Origin of the sequence: Micromonospora sp. FIMYZ51 (assembly GCF_038246755.1) — a bacterium.
In the GTDB taxonomy this organism is placed as follows: Bacteria; Actinomycetota; Actinomycetes; order Mycobacteriales; family Micromonosporaceae; genus Micromonospora.
The window spans coordinates 1,286,315-1,302,605 of the sequence record NZ_CP134706.1 but is presented as its reverse complement, the minus strand read 5'-3'; the positions used below and the strand labels follow the sequence as shown (position 1 = coordinate 1,302,605).

Below are 16,291 nucleotides of genomic sequence, written 5' to 3'. Positions count from 1 at the left end.
ACGATGGGTGACGCGGTCAGAAGATGAGCGTGTCGCGAAGGTGGTTGGCCACCCGCCGCAGCCGGCCGGCACCGTCGATCGGCGACGTCATCCGCAGCACGAGCTGATGGTCGATTCGCCCACTTTCTCCGCCGCGCCAGTACGCCACAACGGCGAGACCGTACCGGCGTTCACCGTCGATCTCCAAACGGCTGGAGTCGGCGTAAGCGGCGAACACACCACCCCGCATCCACTGCAGGCCCCAGGCCTCCTCGGCCTGCCGCATGGCGGCCTGGGTCTCCTCGTCACACGGCACCGCGCAGTCCCGCACGATCAACTCGCCGCCCAGCTGCGGCTTCCCCGGCTCCGCGGCCCCACAGTTGTACTTGACGTAGCCTTCCGCCCGGCCGCCGAGGGAACAGTCCCACTCGGCCGGCAGCTTCACCGCGAAGCCGAGCCCTTCCAAGTTGGGCAGGGTACGCACGTGGTCCCCGGGGGCGAATTTCGGCCACTCGGTCGGCCACTCACCCGCCTGAGGTGGCTCGATGCCGGGCGACTGCGGCGCGAAGGTCGGGGCCGGCGGCAGCGGCGAACTGGGACCGGCGACCGGGGTGGACGGCTCGTCCTCGTCGGCCCCCGCCCAGACGACCACCGCACCCACGCCGACGAGCAGCACCACCACCAGGGCGGCGATCGCCGCCCAGCGGCCCGTCGGCCGCCGCCGCGGCGTTGACGGCGTTATGCGGCGCACCGGAGAGGAGAACGGGTCGCTGCCCCCGGCCGGCTGCTCGGCGGGCGGATATGCCGCGCCTGGCGACGTCCCGGACGTCGGATGCGGCGCACCGGACACCGGCGGCATCCCCGAGACCGGCGCACCGGACACCGGCGGCATCCCCGAGACCGGCGCACCGGAGACCGGCGGAATCCCCGAGACCGGAGACCCGGACACCGGCGTTCCCGACACTGGTGCTCCGGACACCGGCGGGGCGGAGGAGGGCACGGGCTGGTAGGCGACGCCGAGAGCGCGAAAGAGGTTCTCCGCCGCCGGCCCGGCCTCGGCGGAGTATGCCACCCAGGGCGCCGCGGCTGCGAAGTCCGCGTAGATGAAGGGTACGCCGCCAGGGGTCTGGGCCAGGTTGTCGGCGATCGCGGCGAAGGCCTCGCGCCAGCCCGGCGTGGCCGCGACGTGGGTGTCCAGGACGGCCACGGTCACCAGCCGGCCGTGCTCGTCGATAGCTGCCCATGCTTTGCCGACCGGCGACCCGCCCAGCAGGTGGGTGTACCGGTAGGGGCCGTCCGGCTGCATGCACAACTCCTCTGCTCGACCGCCGTGCGGATCCTACCGAGGCGGCGTATGTCACCCGGCCCACCGACCCCCGCACTCCCGGTAATCACCGCGAAGTCGCAGCTCACCGGCATTCCATTGTGGATTCTTGCGACGTCTTGCCTGGTGAAAGTTTTTATGCATAGAGTCAGGGCGTGAATGAAGGAGCTGCCATGGCACCGACCGAGCGGGTCGTCGGCCTGTTCGACGGGGTGCGGCTCACCCCGACCCAACGCCGCATCGCGCACTGCCTGGTGCAGCACGCTCCCGCCATCGGCTACCTCTCCGCCGCCGAGGTCGCCGAGTTGGCCGGGGTCAGCCAGCCGTCGGTCACCCGGTTCGCGGTGGCCCTGGGCCACGACGGCTACCCCGCGCTGCGCCGCCGGCTGCGCGAGCTGACCGCCGCCGCGCCCGGCCCGGCCCCCGCCGGCAACGAAGTCCAGCAGGCGGTACGCGCCGAGATCGGCAACCTGGATCGGCTGGCCGAGCAGCTCGCCGACCGGGAGCGCATCGCCGAGACCGGGCGACTGCTCGCCGCCAGCCGCCCGCTGCCGGTGCTCGGCCTGCGCGCCGCCGCGCCGCTGGCCGCGTACTTCGCCTACTTCGCCGCCAAGGTGCACCCGGACGTGCGGGTGCTCGACGACGGGGGCAGCCTGCTCGCCGACCGCCTCGAACAGGCCGCCGAGGCCGGGGCGCGGGCACTGCTCGCCTTCGTGCTGCCGCGCTACCCCCGGGAGACCCTGGACGCGCTCTGCGAGGCCCGCACCGCCGGGCTGACCGTGGTCGCGATCACCGACTCGCCGGTCAGCCCGGCGGCCGAGCACGCCGACGTGGTGCTGCCCGCCGCAGTCGGCGCGCAACTGGTCTTCGACCTGCACACCGCCCCGATGACCCTGGCCATGGTGCTGCTCCAGGCGATCTGCGACGCCGCCCCGGCCGAAACCCAGCGCCGGTTGGAGGCGTTCGAAGCCTCAGCCGCCCGTCGTCAGTTGTTCCTCGGTTAGGAGGAGACCCGCAATGACGCAATCCATCCAGGCCGCGCCCGGCCCCGTCCGTGCCGCGCGGGGCACCAGACGCACCGCGCGCGGCTGGCCGCAGGAGGCCGCCCTGCGGATGCTGATGAACAACCTCGACCCGGAGGTCGCCGAGCGCCCCGACGACCTGGTCGTCTACGGCGGCACCGGCAAGGCCGCCCGGGACTGGCCGTCGTACCACGCCCTGGTGCGTACGCTCACCGACCTGCGCGACGACGAGACCATGCTTGTGCAGTCCGGCCGCCCGGTCGGGGTGCTACGCACCCACGAGTGGGCGCCCCGGGTGCTGCTGGCCAACTCCAACCTGGTCGGCGACTGGGCCAGCTGGCCGGAGTTCCGCCGCCTGGAGCAGCTCGGCCTGACCATGTACGGCCAGATGACCGCCGGCTCGTGGATCTACATCGGCACCCAGGGCATCCTCCAGGGCACCTACGAGACCTTCGCCGCCGTCGCGGAGAAGCGCTTCGGCGGCACCTTGGCCGGCACGTTGACGCTCACCGGCGGCTGCGGTGGGATGGGTGGCGCGCAGCCCCTCGCGGTGACCATGAACGGCGGCGTCTGCCTGATCGTGGACGTGGACCGCGGCCGGCTGGAACGCCGGGTGCACGACCGGTACCTCGACGAGATCGCCGACTCGCTCGACGACGCGGTGCAGCGGACCCTCGCCGCGAAGCGGGATCGCCGGGCGCTCAGCGTCGGCGTGGTGGGCAACGCCGCCACCGTCTTCCCCGAACTGCTGCGTCGGGGCGTACCTGTCGACGTGGTCACCGACCAGACCAGCGCCCACGACCCGCTGTCGTACCTGCCCGAGGGGGTGGAGCTGGCCGACGCCCGCCAGTACGCCACCGCCAAGCCGGCCGAGTTCACCGACCGGGCCCGGGCGTCGATGGCCCGGCAGGTCGAGGCGATGGTGGGCTTCCTCGACGCGGGTGCCGAGGTCTTCGACTACGGCAACTCGATCCGGGGCGAGGCCAGACTCGGCGGGTACCAGCGGGCCTTCGACTTCCCCGGCTTCGTGCCGGCGTACATCCGGCCGTTGTTCTGCGAGGGCAAGGGGCCGTTCCGGTGGGCGGCGCTCTCCGGCGACCCGGCCGACATCGCCGCCACCGACCGGGCCATCCTCGACCTGTTCCCGGAGAACGAGTCCCTGGCGCGGTGGATCCGGCTGGCCGGCGAGCGGGTCGCCTTCCAGGGCCTGCCGGCCCGGATCTGCTGGCTGGGCTACGGCGAGCGCGACCGGGCGGGCGTCCGGTTCAACGAGATGGTCGCCGCCGGTGAGCTGAGCGCGCCCGTGGTGATCGGCCGGGACCACCTCGACTGCGGCAGCGTGGCCAGCCCCTACCGGGAGACCGAGGCGATGGCCGACGGCTCCGACGCGATCGCCGACTGGCCGCTGCTCAACGCGCTGGTCAACACCGCCAGTGGCGCATCCTGGGTGTCCCTGCACCACGGCGGCGGGGTCGGCATCGGCCGCTCCATCCACGCCGGGCAGGTCTGCGTGGCCGACGGGAGCGCGCTGGCCGGGCAGAAGATCGAACGGGTACTCACCAACGACCCGGCGATGGGGGTGATCCGGCACGTCGATGCCGGATACGACGCGGCGAGCACGGTCGCCGAGCGCACCGGCGTGCGCGTGCCCATGACCGAAGGAAGGGCCCCTTGCTAACGCCTACGGTAGAGGAAGGGCCCCTTGTTAACAGGTTCCGCCAGCTCTGGGACGAGATCGCGCCGATCGGCCGCGACGAGCACAGCGGCGGATACCTGCGGTACGCGCTCACCGAGCCGGAACTGCGGCTGCGGGAGTGGTTCCGGGAGCAGGCCGACACCCGGGGCATGCCGGTCACCGAGGACGGCAACGGCAACCTGTTCGCCTGGTGGGGCGACCCGGAAGCCGGAAACGCGGTGCTCACCGGCAGCCACTTCGACTCGGTGCCGCACGGCGGGGCGTACGACGGGCCGCTGGGCATCGTCAGCGCCTGGCTCGCCGTCGACGAGCTGCGCGCGGCCGGGGTGACGCCGACCCGTCCCCTGGTCGTCGGCGCGTTCGTCGAGGAGGAAGGGGCCCGGTTCGGCGTACCGTGCCTGGGGTCGCGGCTGCTCACCGGGCAACTCTGCGCCGACCGCGCGGCGGCGCTGCGCGACGCGGCCGGGGTCAGCTTCGCCGAGGCCCTTGGCGGCCGGCCGGCGGGGCCCGACCCGGCGCTGCTCGGTCGGCTCGCCGCCTTCGTGGAACTGCACGTCGAGCAGGGCCGGGCGCTTGTCGACCAGGGCGCGCCGGTCGCGGTGGCAAGCGCGATCTGGCCGCACGGACGCTGGCGCTTCGACTTCACCGGCGAGGGCAACCATGCCGGTACGACCCGGATGGTCGACCGCCGCGACCCCATGCTGACGTACGCCTTCACGGTGCTCGCCGCCAACAAGGAGGCCCGGCTGCGCGATGCCCACGCCACCGTGGGTCGGGTGGCCGTGGAGCCGAACGCGACGAACGCCATCCCGTCGAGGGTGACCGGCTGGCTGGACGCCCGGGCCGCCGAACCGGAGACGCTCGCCAAACTGGTCGAGGCGGTACGCGCCAAGGTCGCCGAACGGGCCCGCCGGGACGGCACCCGGGTCACGCTTACCGAGGAGTCGGCGACACCGCTTGTGGCGTTCGACCACGGGCTGGCCGACCGGCTGGCGGAACTGCTGGCGGCGCCGGTGCTGCCCACCGGGGCCGGACACGACGCGGGAGTGCTCGCGGCACACGTACCCACGGCGATGCTCTTCGTCCGCAACCCGACCGGGGTGTCGCACTCCCCGGCCGAGTCGGCCGCCGACGCCGACTGCGCCGCCGGGGTGACCGCCCTGGCCCGAGTGCTTGCGGAACTCGTCCGATGACCGCCGATCGTTGGCTTGCCGAGTACGCCTGGCTGCCCGGGCAGGCCGCACCGACCCCGGATGTGCTGATCGAGACGGTCGACGGTCGGATCGCCGAGGTCACCCCGTTGACGCCGGCCGGCCGCCCGGCCGCCGGGGTGGACGTCTTCGCCGACGTGGTCCGGTTGCCGGGGCTGACCCTGCCCGGCCTGGCCAACGCCCATTCGCACGCCTTCCACCGGGCGCTGCGCGGGCGCACCCACGACGGGCGCGGCGACTTCTGGACCTGGCGCGACCAGATGTACGCCGTCACCGACCGCCTCGACCCGGAGTCCTACCTGGCGCTGGCCCGGGCGGTCTACGCCGAGATGGCCCTGGCCGGGATCACCTGCGTCGGCGAGTTCCACTACCTGCACCATGGCCCGGGTGGCACCGCGTACGACGACCCGAACGCGATGAGCGCGGCGCTTGTCGAGGCGGCGGCGCACGCCGGGATCCGGCTGACTCTGCTGGACGCCTGTTACCTGACCGCTGCGGTGGACGGCCAGCCGCTGACCGGAGCGCAGCGGCGTTTCGGTGACGGCGACGCGCTGCGCTGGGCGGACCGGGTCAACGGGTTCACTCCCGACGGCGAACACGCCCGGCTCGGTGCGGCGATCCACTCGGTGCGCGCGGTACCGGCCGAGCAACTCGCCACGGTCGCCGGCTGGGCGCAAGGCCGCAACGCCCCACTGCACGTGCACCTCTCCGAGCAGCCCGCCGAGAACGACGCCTGCCGGGCGGTGCACGGTCACACCCCGACCCGGCTGCTCGCCGACCACGGCGCGCTGGGCCCGTCCACCACTGCGGTGCACGCCACCCACCCGACAAGCGGCGACGTGAGCCTGCTCGGGGAGAGCCGGACCGGGGTCTGCCTCTGCCCGACCACGGAACGGGACCTCGCCGACGGGATCGGTCCGGCGCGCCGGCTGGCCGACGCCGGCATCCCGCTCAGCCTGGGCAGCGACAGCCACGCCGTGATCGACCCGTTCGAGGAGGCCCGCGCGGTGGAGCTGGACGAGCGACTGCGGACCCGCAAGCGGGGTCACTTCACCTCCGCCGAGCTGTTGACGGCCGCCAGCACCGCCGGGCACGCCGCGCTGGGCTGGACCGACGCCGGGCAGATCGCGGTCGGTGACCGCGCCGACCTGGTCACGGTGCGGCTGGACAGCGTACGCACCGCCGGGGTGGACCCGGCCGGCGTCTGGTTCGCGGCGAGCGCGGCCGACGTCAGCCAGGTCGTGGTGGACGGCCGGGTGCTGGTGCGCGACGGCGAGCACCTGACCGTCGACGTACCGGCGGAACTGGCCGCCGCGATCGCGGCGGTGAGCGCGTGAGCGCGAGGAGTGAGCTGGCGAGCCCCGCAGTCGCCACCAAGAGGGGGCAGCGTGCCTAGTCTGCTCGTGGACAACATCGGTGAGCTGGTCACCAACGAGGCCGGCCGGGGCGAGGGCGGGCCGCTGGGCATCCGGCGACGGGCCGCGCTGCTGGTCGAGGAGGGCGAGGTGGCCTGGGTCGGCCCGGCCGCCGACGCGCCGGCCGCCGACCGGCGGATCGACGCCGCCGGTGCCGCCGTACTGCCGGGCTTCGTGGACAGCCACGCCCACCTGGTCTTCGCCGGAGACCGGGCCGCAGAGTTCGCCGCCCGGATGGCCGGGCAGCCGTACACCGGCGGCGGCATCCGGACCACCGTCGGCGCCACCCGCGCCGCCGCCGACAGCGAGCTGCGCGCCACCGTGCGCCGGCTGCGCGCCGAGGCGTTGCGCCAGGGCAGCACCACGATCGAGATCAAGAGTGGGTACGGCCTCACCGTCACCGACGAGGCCCGCTCGCTGCGGATCGCCGCCGAGGTCAGCGCGGAGACCACCTTCCTCGGCGCGCACGTGGTGCCGGCCGAGTACGCCGACCGCCCCGACGACTACGTCGGGCTGGTGTGCGGGCCGATGCTGGCCGCCGCCGCACCACACGCCCGCTGGATCGACGTGTTCTGCGAGCGGGGCGCCTTCGACGCCGACCACACCCGGGCGATCCTGGCCTGCGGGCAGGCCGTGGGACTGGGCGTACGGGTGCACGCCAACCAGCTCGGCCCCGGCCCGGGCGTGCGGCTCGGGGTGGAGTTGGGCGCGGCAAGCGTGGACCACTGCACCCACCTGACCGACGCCGACGTCGACGCGCTGGCGTCGACCGCGACGGACGACGGCCAGACCGCCACCGTCGCCACCCTGCTGCCCGGCGCCGAGTTCTCCACCCGGTCGCCCTACCCGGACGCCCGCCGGCTGCTCGACGCCGGAGTCACCGTGGCGCTGGCCACCGACTGCAACCCCGGCTCGTCGTACACCTCGTCGATGCCGTTCTGCATCGCGCTTGCCGTACGCGAGATGCGGATGACCCCGGCGGAGGCGGTATGGGCCGCGACCGCCGGAGGCGCGCGGGCGCTGCGCCGGACCGACGTCGGGGTGCTGCGGCCCGGCGCCCGGGCCGACCTGATCATCCTCGACGCCCCCTCCCATCTGCACCTGGCCTACCGGCCGGGGGTACCGCTGATCCGCCAGGTCCTGCACAACGGAGTTCCGCTATGACCGTCACCATCCAGCCCACCGGGATCTCCCCCGCCGACGTGCTCGCCGTGGCCCGGGGCACCGGGCAGGTCGTCCTCGACCCGGCCACCGTGGCCGCCATGGCGACCAGCCGGTCCATCGTGGACGGCATCGAGGCGGCCGGTCGGCCGGTCTACGGCGTCTCCACCGGTTTCGGTGCCCTCGCCAACACCTTCGTCGCCGCCGAGCGTCGGGCCGAGTTGCAGCACGCGCTGATCCGCTCGCACGCCGCCGGGGTGGGCGCCCCGATGCCCCGGGAGGTGGTGCGGGCGATGATGCTGCTGCGGGTCCGCTCGCTCGCGCTTGGCCGGTCCGGGGTACGCCCACTTGTCGCCGCCGCGCTTGTGGACCTGCTCAACCACGACGTCACCCCGTGGGTGCCGGAGCACGGCTCACTTGGTGCCTCCGGCGACCTGGCACCGCTGGCGCACTGCGCGCTGGTGCTGCTCGGCGAGGGCTGGGTGCTCGGCCCGGACGGTACCCGGCTGCCCGCCGCCGACGCGCTGCACGACGCCGGTCTCGCCCCGATCGAGCTGGCCGCAAAGGAGGGGCTGGCGCTGATCAACGGCACCGACGGCATGCTCGGCATGCTGCTGCTGGCGATCCACGACGCGGCGCACCTGTTCACCATGGCCGACGTGACCGCCGCGCTGGCCATCGAGGCGATGCTCGGCTCGGAGCGGCCGTTCCTGCCGGAGCTGCACGCCATCCGCCCGCACCCCGGGCAGGGCGTCTCGGCGGCGAACATCCACCGACTGTTGCAGGACTCCCGGGTGATGGACTCGCACCGCGACGACCTGGCGCACGCGGTGCAGGACGCGTACTCGATGCGCTGCGCACCCCAGGTGGCCGGCGCGGCCCGGGACACCCTGGACTTCGTCCGCACGGTGGCCGGCCGCGAGCTGCGCTCGGTGGTGGACAACCCGGTGGTGCTGCCCGACGGTCGGGTCGAGTCGACAGGCAACTTCCACGGCGCGCCGCTTGGCTTCGCCGCCGACTTCCTGGCCATCGCCGCCGCCGAGGTGGGCGCGATCTCCGAACGCCGGGTCGACCGGCTGCTCGACGTGACCCGTTCCCGGGAGCTGCCGGCCTTCCTCTCGCCCGACGCGGGAGTCAACTCCGGGCTGATGATCGCTCAGTACACGGCGGCCGGCATCGTCGCGGAGAACCGCCGGCTGGCCGGGCCCGCCTCGGTGGACTCGCTGCCGACAAGCGGCATGCAGGAGGACCACGTCTCGATGGGCTGGGCCGCCACCAAGAAACTGCGCACCGTCCTGGACAACCTGACCAGCCTGCTCGCGGTGGAGCTGCTGGCCGCCGTACGCGGACTTCAGCTCCGGGCCCCGCTGGCCCCGTCGCCGGCCGGCCGGGCCGCGATCGCCGCGCTCGGCGAGGTCGCCGGCGAGCCGGGCCCGGACGTCTTCCTCGCCCCCCTGATGGAGGCCGCCCGCACTGCGGTGAGCGCCCCCGACCTACGGCTCGCCATCGAGCGCGAAATAGGCGAACTCGACTGACGGACCCTGGTACGCGGGCGTCCCCTGCCGTACCAGGCTGCTCAGAGCACCTTGGCGACCAGGGCGGCCAGTTCGCGCAGGGCCTTGCCACGGTGGCTGATGGCGTCCTTCTCCTCGGGGGTCAACTCGGCGTTTGTGCGGTCCTGACCGTCGCCGAGGAAGATCGGGTCGTAGCCGAAGCCGCCGTCGCCGCGCGGGGCACGCAGCAGCCGCCCCGCCTGCCTGCCGTCGACCAGGTGCTCCTTGCCGCCGGGCAGCACCAGCACGACGGTGCAGACGAAGGAGGCGCCCCGGTGCTCGTCCGGCACATCGGCGACCTGGTCGAGCACCAGCTGGAGATTGGCCTGGTCGTCGCCGTGCCGCCCGGCCCAGCGGGCGCTGAACACCCCGGGCATCCCGTTGAGCGCCTCCACGGCCAGCCCGGAGTCGTCGGCGATCGTCGGCAGCCCGGTACGCCGGCAGCCCTCCCGCGCCTTGATCAGCGCGTTCTCGCCGAAGGTCAACCCGGTCTCCGGCAGCTCCGGGTACGCCTCGACGTCGTCCAGCCCGATCAGGGCGATCCGATGTGCGCCGATGGCACCGTCGAGGATGCGTTGCAGCTCGATGAGCTTCTTGCGGTTCCGGGTGGCGAGCAGCACCTTGTTCATTCTGAGCTACCTTTCGTTCGCGACTGCGGGGCTCGCAAGCTCACTCCTCGCGCTCACAGTGCTACCTTTCGCTCCCGCGACTGCGGGGCTCGCAAGCTCACTCCTCGCGCTCACAGTGCTACCTTTCGTTCGCGACTGCGGGGCTCGCAAGCTCACTCCTCGCGCTCACAGGGAGAGAGCCTTCCGCTGGGCTTCGGCCAGGTCCAGGCAACCGAGGACGGCCAGATCGAGCAGTGCGTCCAACTGGTCGCGGGCGAACACAGCGGCCTCGCCGGTGCCCTGCACCTCGACGAAGTCACCGGTGCCGGTGCAGACCACGTTCATGTCGACCTCGGCGGCCACGTCCTCGTCGTAGCACAGGTCCAGCCGCGGCTCACCGGCGATCACGCCGACGCTTACCGCCGCCACCGACCGGTGCATCACGTTCTCCGGCTTACCGGCCAGGGCCCGGCGCGTGGCGAGCCAGCTCACCGCGTCGTGCAGGGCCACGTACGCGCCGGTGATCGCCGCGGTCCGGGTGCCGCCGTCGGCCTGGAGCACGTCGCAGTCGAGCACGATCGAGTTCTCGCCGAGCGCCTTGAGGTCGATCGCGGCCCGCAGGCTCCGGCCGATCAACCGGGAGATCTCGTGGGTCCGTCCACCCACCCGACCTTTGACGCTCTCCCGGTCGGAGCGGGTGTTTGTGGCCCGGGGCAGCATCGCGTACTCGGCGGTGACCCAGCCCAGCCCCGAGCCCCGGCGCCAGCGGGGCACGCCCTCGGTGACGCTCGCCGTGCAGAGCACCCGGGTGTGGCCGAACTCCACAAGCACCGAACCCTCCGGGTGCGTGCTCCAGCCACGGGTCAGGGTCACCGGTCGGAGTTGGTCGGGCCCTCGCCCGTCAGGTCGCGCCATGCCCTGCACCCTATGTGGTGGTCCGGTCGGCGGGTCCGGTCGGGCGGGTCAGATCTCGTAGCTGGCGCCCGGACGAACCACTTCCAGCGGGCCGGCGTACGCGGCGGTGGCGGCGGCAACGGTCTGCGCCTCGCTGCCCCAGGCGTCCACCAAATGGGTCAACAGCAGCCGCCCGACGCCGGCCTTGGCCGCTGCCTCGCCGGCCTCCCGGCCGGTCAGATGCAGGTCCGGCGGGTTCTCCACCCCGTCGAGGTAGCTGGCCTCGCAGAGAAAGGCGTCGGCGTTCTGGGCCAGCCGCACCAGCGCCTCGCAGGGGGCGGTGTCCGAGGAGTAGCAGAGCACCCGGCCGCCGTGCTCCAGCCGGACGCCGTACGTCTCGACCGGGTGCAGCACCCGGTCGACGGTGACGGTGAACGGGCCGATCGGGAAGGTGCCGGGTTGCAGCGCGTAGAACTGATAGACGTCCTCGACGGTGCTGTCCTCCTGTCCGTAAACTGCGGCGAGCCGGTCCGGTGCGCCGGCCGGCGCGTAGACCGGCAGCGGCGGATAGGGCCCGTCCGGGGCGTACCGCCGCACCACGACGTACGACGCGGCGTCGAGAATGTGGTCGCAGTGCAGGTGGGTCAGGAGGATCGCGTCCGGCGCGTGCAGCCCGGCGTAGCGCTGGAGGGTGGAGAGCGAGCCCACGCCGAAGTCGACCAGAAGCCGGAAGTTCTCGGCCTCGACCAGATACGCGGAGCAGGGGGACTCGGGTCCGGGGAAGCTGCCCGCACAGCCCAGGACGGTCAGTCGCATCGAGTTGTCTCGCTGTCACGGTAGGTAGTGGTCCAGCCGGCCGCCGCTCCGGCGATGATCACTACCGACGCGTACGCCACGCTGGGAAGCCTACGCCCGCCTGCACAGGGGCAAGAATGATCTGCTGGAAGTTGTCACCAACGTGACACCCGCTTCGCCCGTCCGATCGACACGTCGTTGACTGAGTGGCTGATCAGGACGACCCGACGTGACGAGGCCACCGGCGATTCGCCGGTGGCCCGCGTGACCGTCACTCTGCCCAGGTCAGGCCCAGAGTTGCCCCTCCAGGGCCTCCTCCGCGTCGGCGAGCGTGCCGCCGTACGCCCCGGTGCTGAGGTATTTCCAGCCGCCGTCGCTGACCACGAAGGCCACGTCGGCGCGGCGGCCGTCGCGGACCGCCTCGTGCGCCACGGCCAGCGCCGCGTGCAGCACCGCCCCGGTGGAGAAGCCGACGAAGAGGCCCTCCACCTCCACCAACTGCCGGGTGCGCAGCACCGCGTCCCGGGTGCCCACGGAGAACCGTCGGGTCAGCACGGTGGCGTCGTACAGCTCCGGGACGTATCCCTCGTCGATGTTGCGCAGGCCGTAGACCAGCTCGCCGTACCGCGGCTCGGCGGCGACGATCTGGATGCCCTCGACCTTCTCCCGCAGGTAGCGCCCGGTGCCCATGAGCGTGCCGGTGGTGCCAAGCCCGGCCACGAAATGGGTGATCGTGGGCAGGTCGTGCAGCAGCTCCGGGCCGGTCGTCTCGTAGTGCGCCCGGGCGTTCGCCTCGTTGCCGTACTGGAAGAGCATCACCCAGTCCGGATGCTCGGCGGCGATCTGCTTGGCGGTGGCGACCGCCTGGTTGGAGCCGCCTGCCGCCGGCGAAAAAATGATCTCCGCGCCGTACATCCGGAGCAGTTGCACCCGCTCGGCCGAGACGTTCTCCGGCATCACGCAGACCAGCCGGTAGCCGCGCAGCTTGGCCACCATGGCCAGGGAGATGCCGGTGTTACCGCTTGTCGGCTCCAGGATCGTGTCGCCCGGCCGGAGCTTGCCGGCCGCCTCGGCGGCCCGGACCATGAACATGGCCGCCCGGTCCTTGATGCTGCCGGTCGGGTTGCGGTCCTCGAGCTTCGCCCACAGCCGCACCGGCGGTGCCCCGTCGGGCACCGTCGGCGACAGTCGGGGCAACCCCACCAGGGGCGTCCCGCCACAGGCGTCCAGCAGGCTGTCGTACCGCGCCATCGCGGCCGCCTCAGCCGGCGGTGACGGGCGTCCGGCGCCCCGCGGCGAGGTGCTGAGCGATCGCCGCGGCGGCGGCGAAGCCGAATGCGCCGCCGGCCACCGCGGGCAGGATGGTGACGCTGTCACCGTCGTTCAGCTTGGCGTCCAGCGCGCCGAGGAAGCGGACGTCCTCGTCGTTGACGTAGACGTTGACGAAGCGGTGCAGCGCGCCGGCCTCGGTGACCAGCCGCGCACGCAGCCCGGAGTGCCGGGAGTCAAGGTCGGTGAGCAGGTCGTTCAGCGTGTCACCGCTGCCCTCGACGACCTTCGCGCCGCCGGTGTAGCTGCGCAGGATGGTGGGGATACGAACCTCGATGGCCATGGTGTCCTATTCCTTGATCGGCTGTGCTCGGTGACGGGGAAGGGTGCAACGGGGCTGAACGGGACTCAGCGCTCCGAACACTCGTAGTCGACCGTCGCCGGGCTCTGCCCGAACATGTAGGACTGCACGGCGTGCGGATCCACCCCGGCGTCGAGGATCCGCACCGGCTCCTCGGTCACCACTCCATCCACGATGCGGAAGGAGCGAATCTCTTCCGTGTCGGGCTCTCGGGTGGAGACGAGCAGGTAGTGCGCGCCCGGTTCACCGGCGAAGGCGACGTCCGTGCGCGACGGGTATGCCTCCGTGGCGGTGTGCGAGTGGTAGATGACGACGGGTTCCTCGTCCCGGTCGTCCATCTCGCGCCACACCCGCAACTGCTCCATCGAGTCGAACTCGTAGAACGTCATCGAGCGGGCGGCATTGTCCATCGGGATGTGCCGGGTCGGCTTGTCGCTGCCGACCGGACCGGCGACCACCCCGCAGGCCTCGTCGGGGTGGTCCCGACGAGCGTGGGCGACGATCGCGTCGACGATCGACCGGTCAATGCTCAGCACGCCGCCAAGCCTAGCGTCCAGTACCGGCCAACCGCGAGGCGGTGCTGGTCACAGTCACTCGATCAAGGCGTTGAGCAGGGACTCCTGGAGATAACCCAGGTACGCGTAGACCGAAAGCTGGAACACCCGGCTGGAGGTGGGGTCCGCGGCCACCGCGTCGTCGAGCTCGGCACCGAGGTCCGTCCCGTCCTTGATCTCCAGCCGTACGCCCATCGCCAGCCGGGCGTCGTTGAGCGCCCGCAGCCACGCCTCGGCCGCCTCGGCGTCCAGGCGTACCTCCCCGCTACCGTCGTCCGGCAGCGCGGCCAGGATCGCCCCGGCCTGGTCGATCTTCGCGGTCTTGAGATCACCCTCGGTGTACCGGCGGAACTCCGCGGTGCCGGCCGCGTCGTCCGGGTATGCCTCGGGAAAGAGCCGGCACACCACCGGATCGGTGTGGTCGAAGCCGTCGGTGAGTAGACCGACGACCTCGGAGGCGACCTTGCGCAGCACGCGCACCTCGTCGACGGCGAAGTTGGCGACATACCGGTCACCCCGGCGGCGGAACATGCTCACGACCGGTCCACCGTCGCCCATAGTCCGTAGGCGTGCAACTGCGAGGCGTCATGCTCCATCCGCTCCCGGGCTCCGCTGGAGACCACCGCCTTGCCCTTGTGGTGCACGTCCAGCATGAGCTGCTCGGCCTTCTCCCGGCTGTAGCCGAAAAGCTTCTGGAACACCCAAGTCACGTACGTCATGAGGTTGACCGGGTCATCCCACACGATCGTCACCCACGGCCGGTCGGGATCCGGCACCTCATCGGTGTCCGGGGTCTCGACCGGTGCAACCTGCGGAGCCGCCATGCCCCCCATCGTGCCACCGGATCGGCGGAACCGAGGAACCGGAACGCCGGACCAGCCCGGATCGCCACCGCCACCCGGCAGCGAGCGGTCAGGCGAGCAGGGTGCCATGGTCGGCGGCATCGGTGAGCACCGTGCGCAGCGCGCGACGGATGACCTCGAACCGGCGGGCCACCTCCCGGGACAACCCCAGCTCGATTTCCCGCAGCGCCCGCTGGGCCCAGGCCCGGGCATCGTTCGGGTCGTTGCGGCCCGGGGTACGCCAGTGCTGCCAGCAGCCGCCGGAAAGCGCCACCGCCACCGGCGGAAGCACGTCGGTACGCGCCGATGCGGGATACGCGGCGAGTGCGCCGACGGCGGCGGCTCCGGTCATCCCCGTCACGCCCGCACCGCTGGTGACCAGCAGCGCCCGCTCCAACTCCGGCCCGCTCGGGTGGTGGACCAGGCTCCACCGGACCGCCTCGGTGATGCGCCGGTGGACGGCCTCGGGCAGGGGCGCGCCGAACAGTTGCCCGGCGACGTCCTCGACGATCGCCCGGACGCTGTACGCACACTGCGCGGTGGCCAGCAGCGACATCGCCTCCAGTTCCTGGTCGAGAAAGCGGGGCAGGCCGGCACAGCCGACCCCGAAGATGATCTGCTGCACCGTGCGCCGGTGCAGGTCGGCCAGGTCCAGTGCCAGATGTTGGCGGATCCGCTGAGCTGCGACCCGGATCTGTCGGTCGAGCCGCTCGGACCATTCGCCCGGCGTCGCCAGCACCGGCACCCGGACGCCGCGACCGCCGGGCACCTCCGGCGGCTGGGAACTGGCCCGGCGCAGCCCCTCGTCGGACGCCCAGTCGACAAGCGCCTGCCGCAGGTGGTCCCCGTTGCCGTCGATGATCGGGAACCACCGGGCGTCGGCCAGCCCCGGCACCGCGGCGAGCAGCGCAGCCCGGTGCGCCGCGACGGTGACCGCTACCGCGTCCACCGCCGGGCCACCGGACTCCCCCGAGTCCTGCGCTGCCGCCGAGTCCTCCGAAACCGCCCAACCGCCGGCACCCGCCGTCACCGCGAAGAAGACCCGCACCGCCGTCCCGGCGACCTCGGCGAGCAGGTTCAACTCGGCACCGCTCAACGACCGGTCCGCCGCGACCACGAACAGCAACGCGCCGGCCCGACCCACCGCGTCGCGCAGGACCCCGGCACCGGCTCGCCCGAGCATTCCGATGTCCGGCGTGTCGACCAGGTCGAACCGCTTCAACAGCGGTCGGGACAGGCTCAACTCGACCCGGCGCGGCGGCCGGGCCAACGCCGGCCCGACGCCGGGCTGGTCCGGGCGGTACGAGTGCGGCGTCCGGTAACCGGGCACATGCGCGACCCGGGCGTCCGCTGCGGCGTGGCGTACCAGCAGCCAACTGCCGGTCGGCACGCTGAGCAGCTCGACATCGAGTTCCAGCAGCGCGGCGAGCACGCCGGCCCGGCCGGCGCCGGCCGGGCCGGCGGCGAGCACCGCGAGCGGCTCGTGCGGGCCGGTGGCTGCCACCCCGAGCCGGTACGGAAAAATCCTGGCACCGGGCGGCCGGGCAGCATCGTCGGGCGGACCGAGGTCGTGCAGCGGACCCGGCTTCATCAGACGGCGTCCTCCG

Annotated in this window: 16 protein-coding genes; 6 read left to right on the top strand and 10 right to left on the bottom strand. The window is 72.7% G+C overall.

Translation table 11 applies throughout. The annotated features are described in order from the left end of the window. Positions 1-16: 16 nt before the first annotated feature. Positions 17-1,285 (bottom strand): hypothetical protein, encoded by a 1,269-nt coding sequence (locus tag QQG74_RS06150; RefSeq protein ID WP_341719327.1) that lies wholly within the window; start codon positions 1,283-1,285, stop codon positions 17-19. A gap of 173 nt (positions 1,286-1,458) precedes the next feature. Here QQG74_RS06150 and QQG74_RS06145 point away from each other — a divergent pair, with 173 nt between their 5' ends. From QQG74_RS06145 to hutH, 6 genes are read left to right on the top strand one after another with little or no spacing between them, the layout of a single operon-like run. After that, complete coding sequence (locus QQG74_RS06145) at positions 1,459-2,307, top strand: MurR/RpiR family transcriptional regulator (RefSeq protein ID WP_341719326.1); 849 nt, start codon at positions 1,459-1,461, stop codon at positions 2,305-2,307. Positions 2,308-2,320: 13 nt separating this feature from the next. Further along, positions 2,321-4,003 carry a urocanate hydratase gene (gene hutU, locus QQG74_RS06140; RefSeq protein ID WP_341719325.1) on the top strand — a complete coding sequence of 561 codons (1,683 nt, stop codon included), beginning with the start codon at positions 2,321-2,323 and terminating at the stop codon, positions 4,001-4,003. Beyond that, a complete protein-coding gene (locus QQG74_RS06135; protein WP_341719324.1) occupies positions 3,997-5,214 on the top strand; it encodes an allantoate amidohydrolase in 1,218 nt (405 codons plus the stop codon). The genes hutU and QQG74_RS06135 overlap by 7 nt, the downstream gene beginning before the upstream one ends. Then, the gene (locus tag QQG74_RS06130) at positions 5,211-6,569 is read left to right on the top strand and encodes a formimidoylglutamate deiminase (RefSeq protein ID WP_341719323.1); all 1,359 of its coding nucleotides are present in this window, start codon (positions 5,211-5,213) and stop codon (positions 6,567-6,569) included. Before QQG74_RS06135 ends, QQG74_RS06130 begins: the two co-directional genes overlap by 4 nt. 51 nt (positions 6,570-6,620) lie before the next feature. Next, entirely contained in the window at positions 6,621-7,811 is a 1,191-nt protein-coding gene (gene hutI, locus QQG74_RS06125; RefSeq protein WP_341719322.1) for an imidazolonepropionase, read from the top strand. Next, entirely contained in the window at positions 7,808-9,343 is a 1,536-nt protein-coding gene (hutH, locus tag QQG74_RS06120) for a histidine ammonia-lyase (protein WP_341719321.1), read from the top strand. Before hutI ends, hutH begins: the two co-directional genes overlap by 4 nt. A 41-nt stretch (positions 9,344-9,384) precedes the next feature. On the opposite strand, the gene rdgB is transcribed toward hutH, so the two are convergent. The 9 genes from rdgB to QQG74_RS06075 all read right to left on the bottom strand — a co-directional run bounded on the left by rdgB (position 9,385) and on the right by QQG74_RS06075 (position 16,275). Next, positions 9,385-9,990, bottom strand: a complete 606-nt coding sequence (gene rdgB / locus QQG74_RS06115) for an RdgB/HAM1 family non-canonical purine NTP pyrophosphatase (RefSeq protein WP_341719320.1) — start codon at positions 9,988-9,990, stop codon at positions 9,385-9,387. 165 nt (positions 9,991-10,155) lie between these two features. Beyond that, positions 10,156-10,884: a ribonuclease PH gene (gene rph, locus QQG74_RS06110; protein WP_341719319.1), complete on the bottom strand. Its 729-nt coding sequence runs from the start codon at positions 10,882-10,884 to the stop codon at positions 10,156-10,158. Positions 10,885-10,932: 48 nt separating this feature from the next. After that, positions 10,933-11,679 (bottom strand): MBL fold metallo-hydrolase, encoded by a 747-nt coding sequence (locus QQG74_RS06105; protein WP_341719318.1) that lies wholly within the window; start codon positions 11,677-11,679, stop codon positions 10,933-10,935. Between the two features lie 264 nt (positions 11,680-11,943). Next, the gene (locus QQG74_RS06100) at positions 11,944-12,909 is read right to left on the bottom strand and encodes a pyridoxal-phosphate dependent enzyme (protein ID WP_341719317.1); all 966 of its coding nucleotides are present in this window, start codon (positions 12,907-12,909) and stop codon (positions 11,944-11,946) included. A gap of 10 nt (positions 12,910-12,919) precedes the next feature. After that, entirely contained in the window at positions 12,920-13,270 is a 351-nt protein-coding gene (locus QQG74_RS06095) for a MoaD family protein (protein WP_341719316.1), read from the bottom strand. Between the two features lie 65 nt (positions 13,271-13,335). Next, positions 13,336-13,824, bottom strand: coding sequence for a M67 family metallopeptidase (locus QQG74_RS06090; RefSeq protein ID WP_341719315.1), 489 nt, complete (start codon positions 13,822-13,824; stop codon positions 13,336-13,338). A gap of 54 nt (positions 13,825-13,878) precedes the next feature. After that, positions 13,879-14,400 (bottom strand): DUF2017 domain-containing protein, encoded by a 522-nt coding sequence (locus QQG74_RS06085; protein ID WP_341719314.1) that lies wholly within the window; start codon positions 14,398-14,400, stop codon positions 13,879-13,881. Continuing rightward, positions 14,376-14,666, bottom strand: coding sequence for an ATP-dependent Clp protease adapter ClpS (gene clpS / locus QQG74_RS06080; RefSeq protein WP_341719313.1), 291 nt, complete (start codon positions 14,664-14,666; stop codon positions 14,376-14,378). Before clpS ends, QQG74_RS06085 begins: the two co-directional genes overlap by 25 nt. A gap of 88 nt (positions 14,667-14,754) precedes the next feature. Beyond that, complete coding sequence (locus tag QQG74_RS06075) at positions 14,755-16,275, bottom strand: hypothetical protein (RefSeq protein WP_341719312.1); 1,521 nt, start codon at positions 16,273-16,275, stop codon at positions 14,755-14,757. Positions 16,276-16,291: the final 16 nt, after the last annotated feature.

Bases quoted from the DNA above. Each gene is read 5' to 3' on its own strand.
- QQG74_RS06150 (WP_341719327.1), bottom strand. From the start codon at position 1,285: ATGCAGCCGGACGGCCCCTACCGGTACACCCACCTGCTGGGCGGGTCG.
- hutU (WP_341719325.1), top strand. From the start codon at position 2,321: ATGACGCAATCCATCCAGGCCGCGCCCGGCCCCGTCCGTGCCGCGCGG.
- QQG74_RS06130 (WP_341719323.1), top strand. From the start codon at position 5,211: ATGACCGCCGATCGTTGGCTTGCCGAGTACGCCTGGCTGCCCGGGCAG.
- hutH (WP_341719321.1), top strand. From the start codon at position 7,808: ATGACCGTCACCATCCAGCCCACCGGGATCTCCCCCGCCGACGTGCTC.
- rdgB (WP_341719320.1), bottom strand. From the start codon at position 9,990: ATGAACAAGGTGCTGCTCGCCACCCGGAACCGCAAGAAGCTCATCGAG.
- rph (WP_341719319.1), bottom strand. From the start codon at position 10,884: ATGGCGCGACCTGACGGGCGAGGGCCCGACCAACTCCGACCGGTGACC.
- QQG74_RS06105 (WP_341719318.1), bottom strand. From the start codon at position 11,679: ATGCGACTGACCGTCCTGGGCTGTGCGGGCAGCTTCCCCGGACCCGAG.
- QQG74_RS06100 (WP_341719317.1), bottom strand. From the start codon at position 12,909: ATGGCGCGGTACGACAGCCTGCTGGACGCCTGTGGCGGGACGCCCCTG.
- QQG74_RS06095 (WP_341719316.1), bottom strand. From the start codon at position 13,270: ATGGCCATCGAGGTTCGTATCCCCACCATCCTGCGCAGCTACACCGGC.
- QQG74_RS06085 (WP_341719314.1), bottom strand. From the start codon at position 14,400: ATGGGCGACGGTGGACCGGTCGTGAGCATGTTCCGCCGCCGGGGTGAC.
- clpS (WP_341719313.1), bottom strand. From the start codon at position 14,666: ATGGCGGCTCCGCAGGTTGCACCGGTCGAGACCCCGGACACCGATGAG.
- QQG74_RS06075 (WP_341719312.1), bottom strand. From the start codon at position 16,275: ATGAAGCCGGGTCCGCTGCACGACCTCGGTCCGCCCGACGATGCTGCC.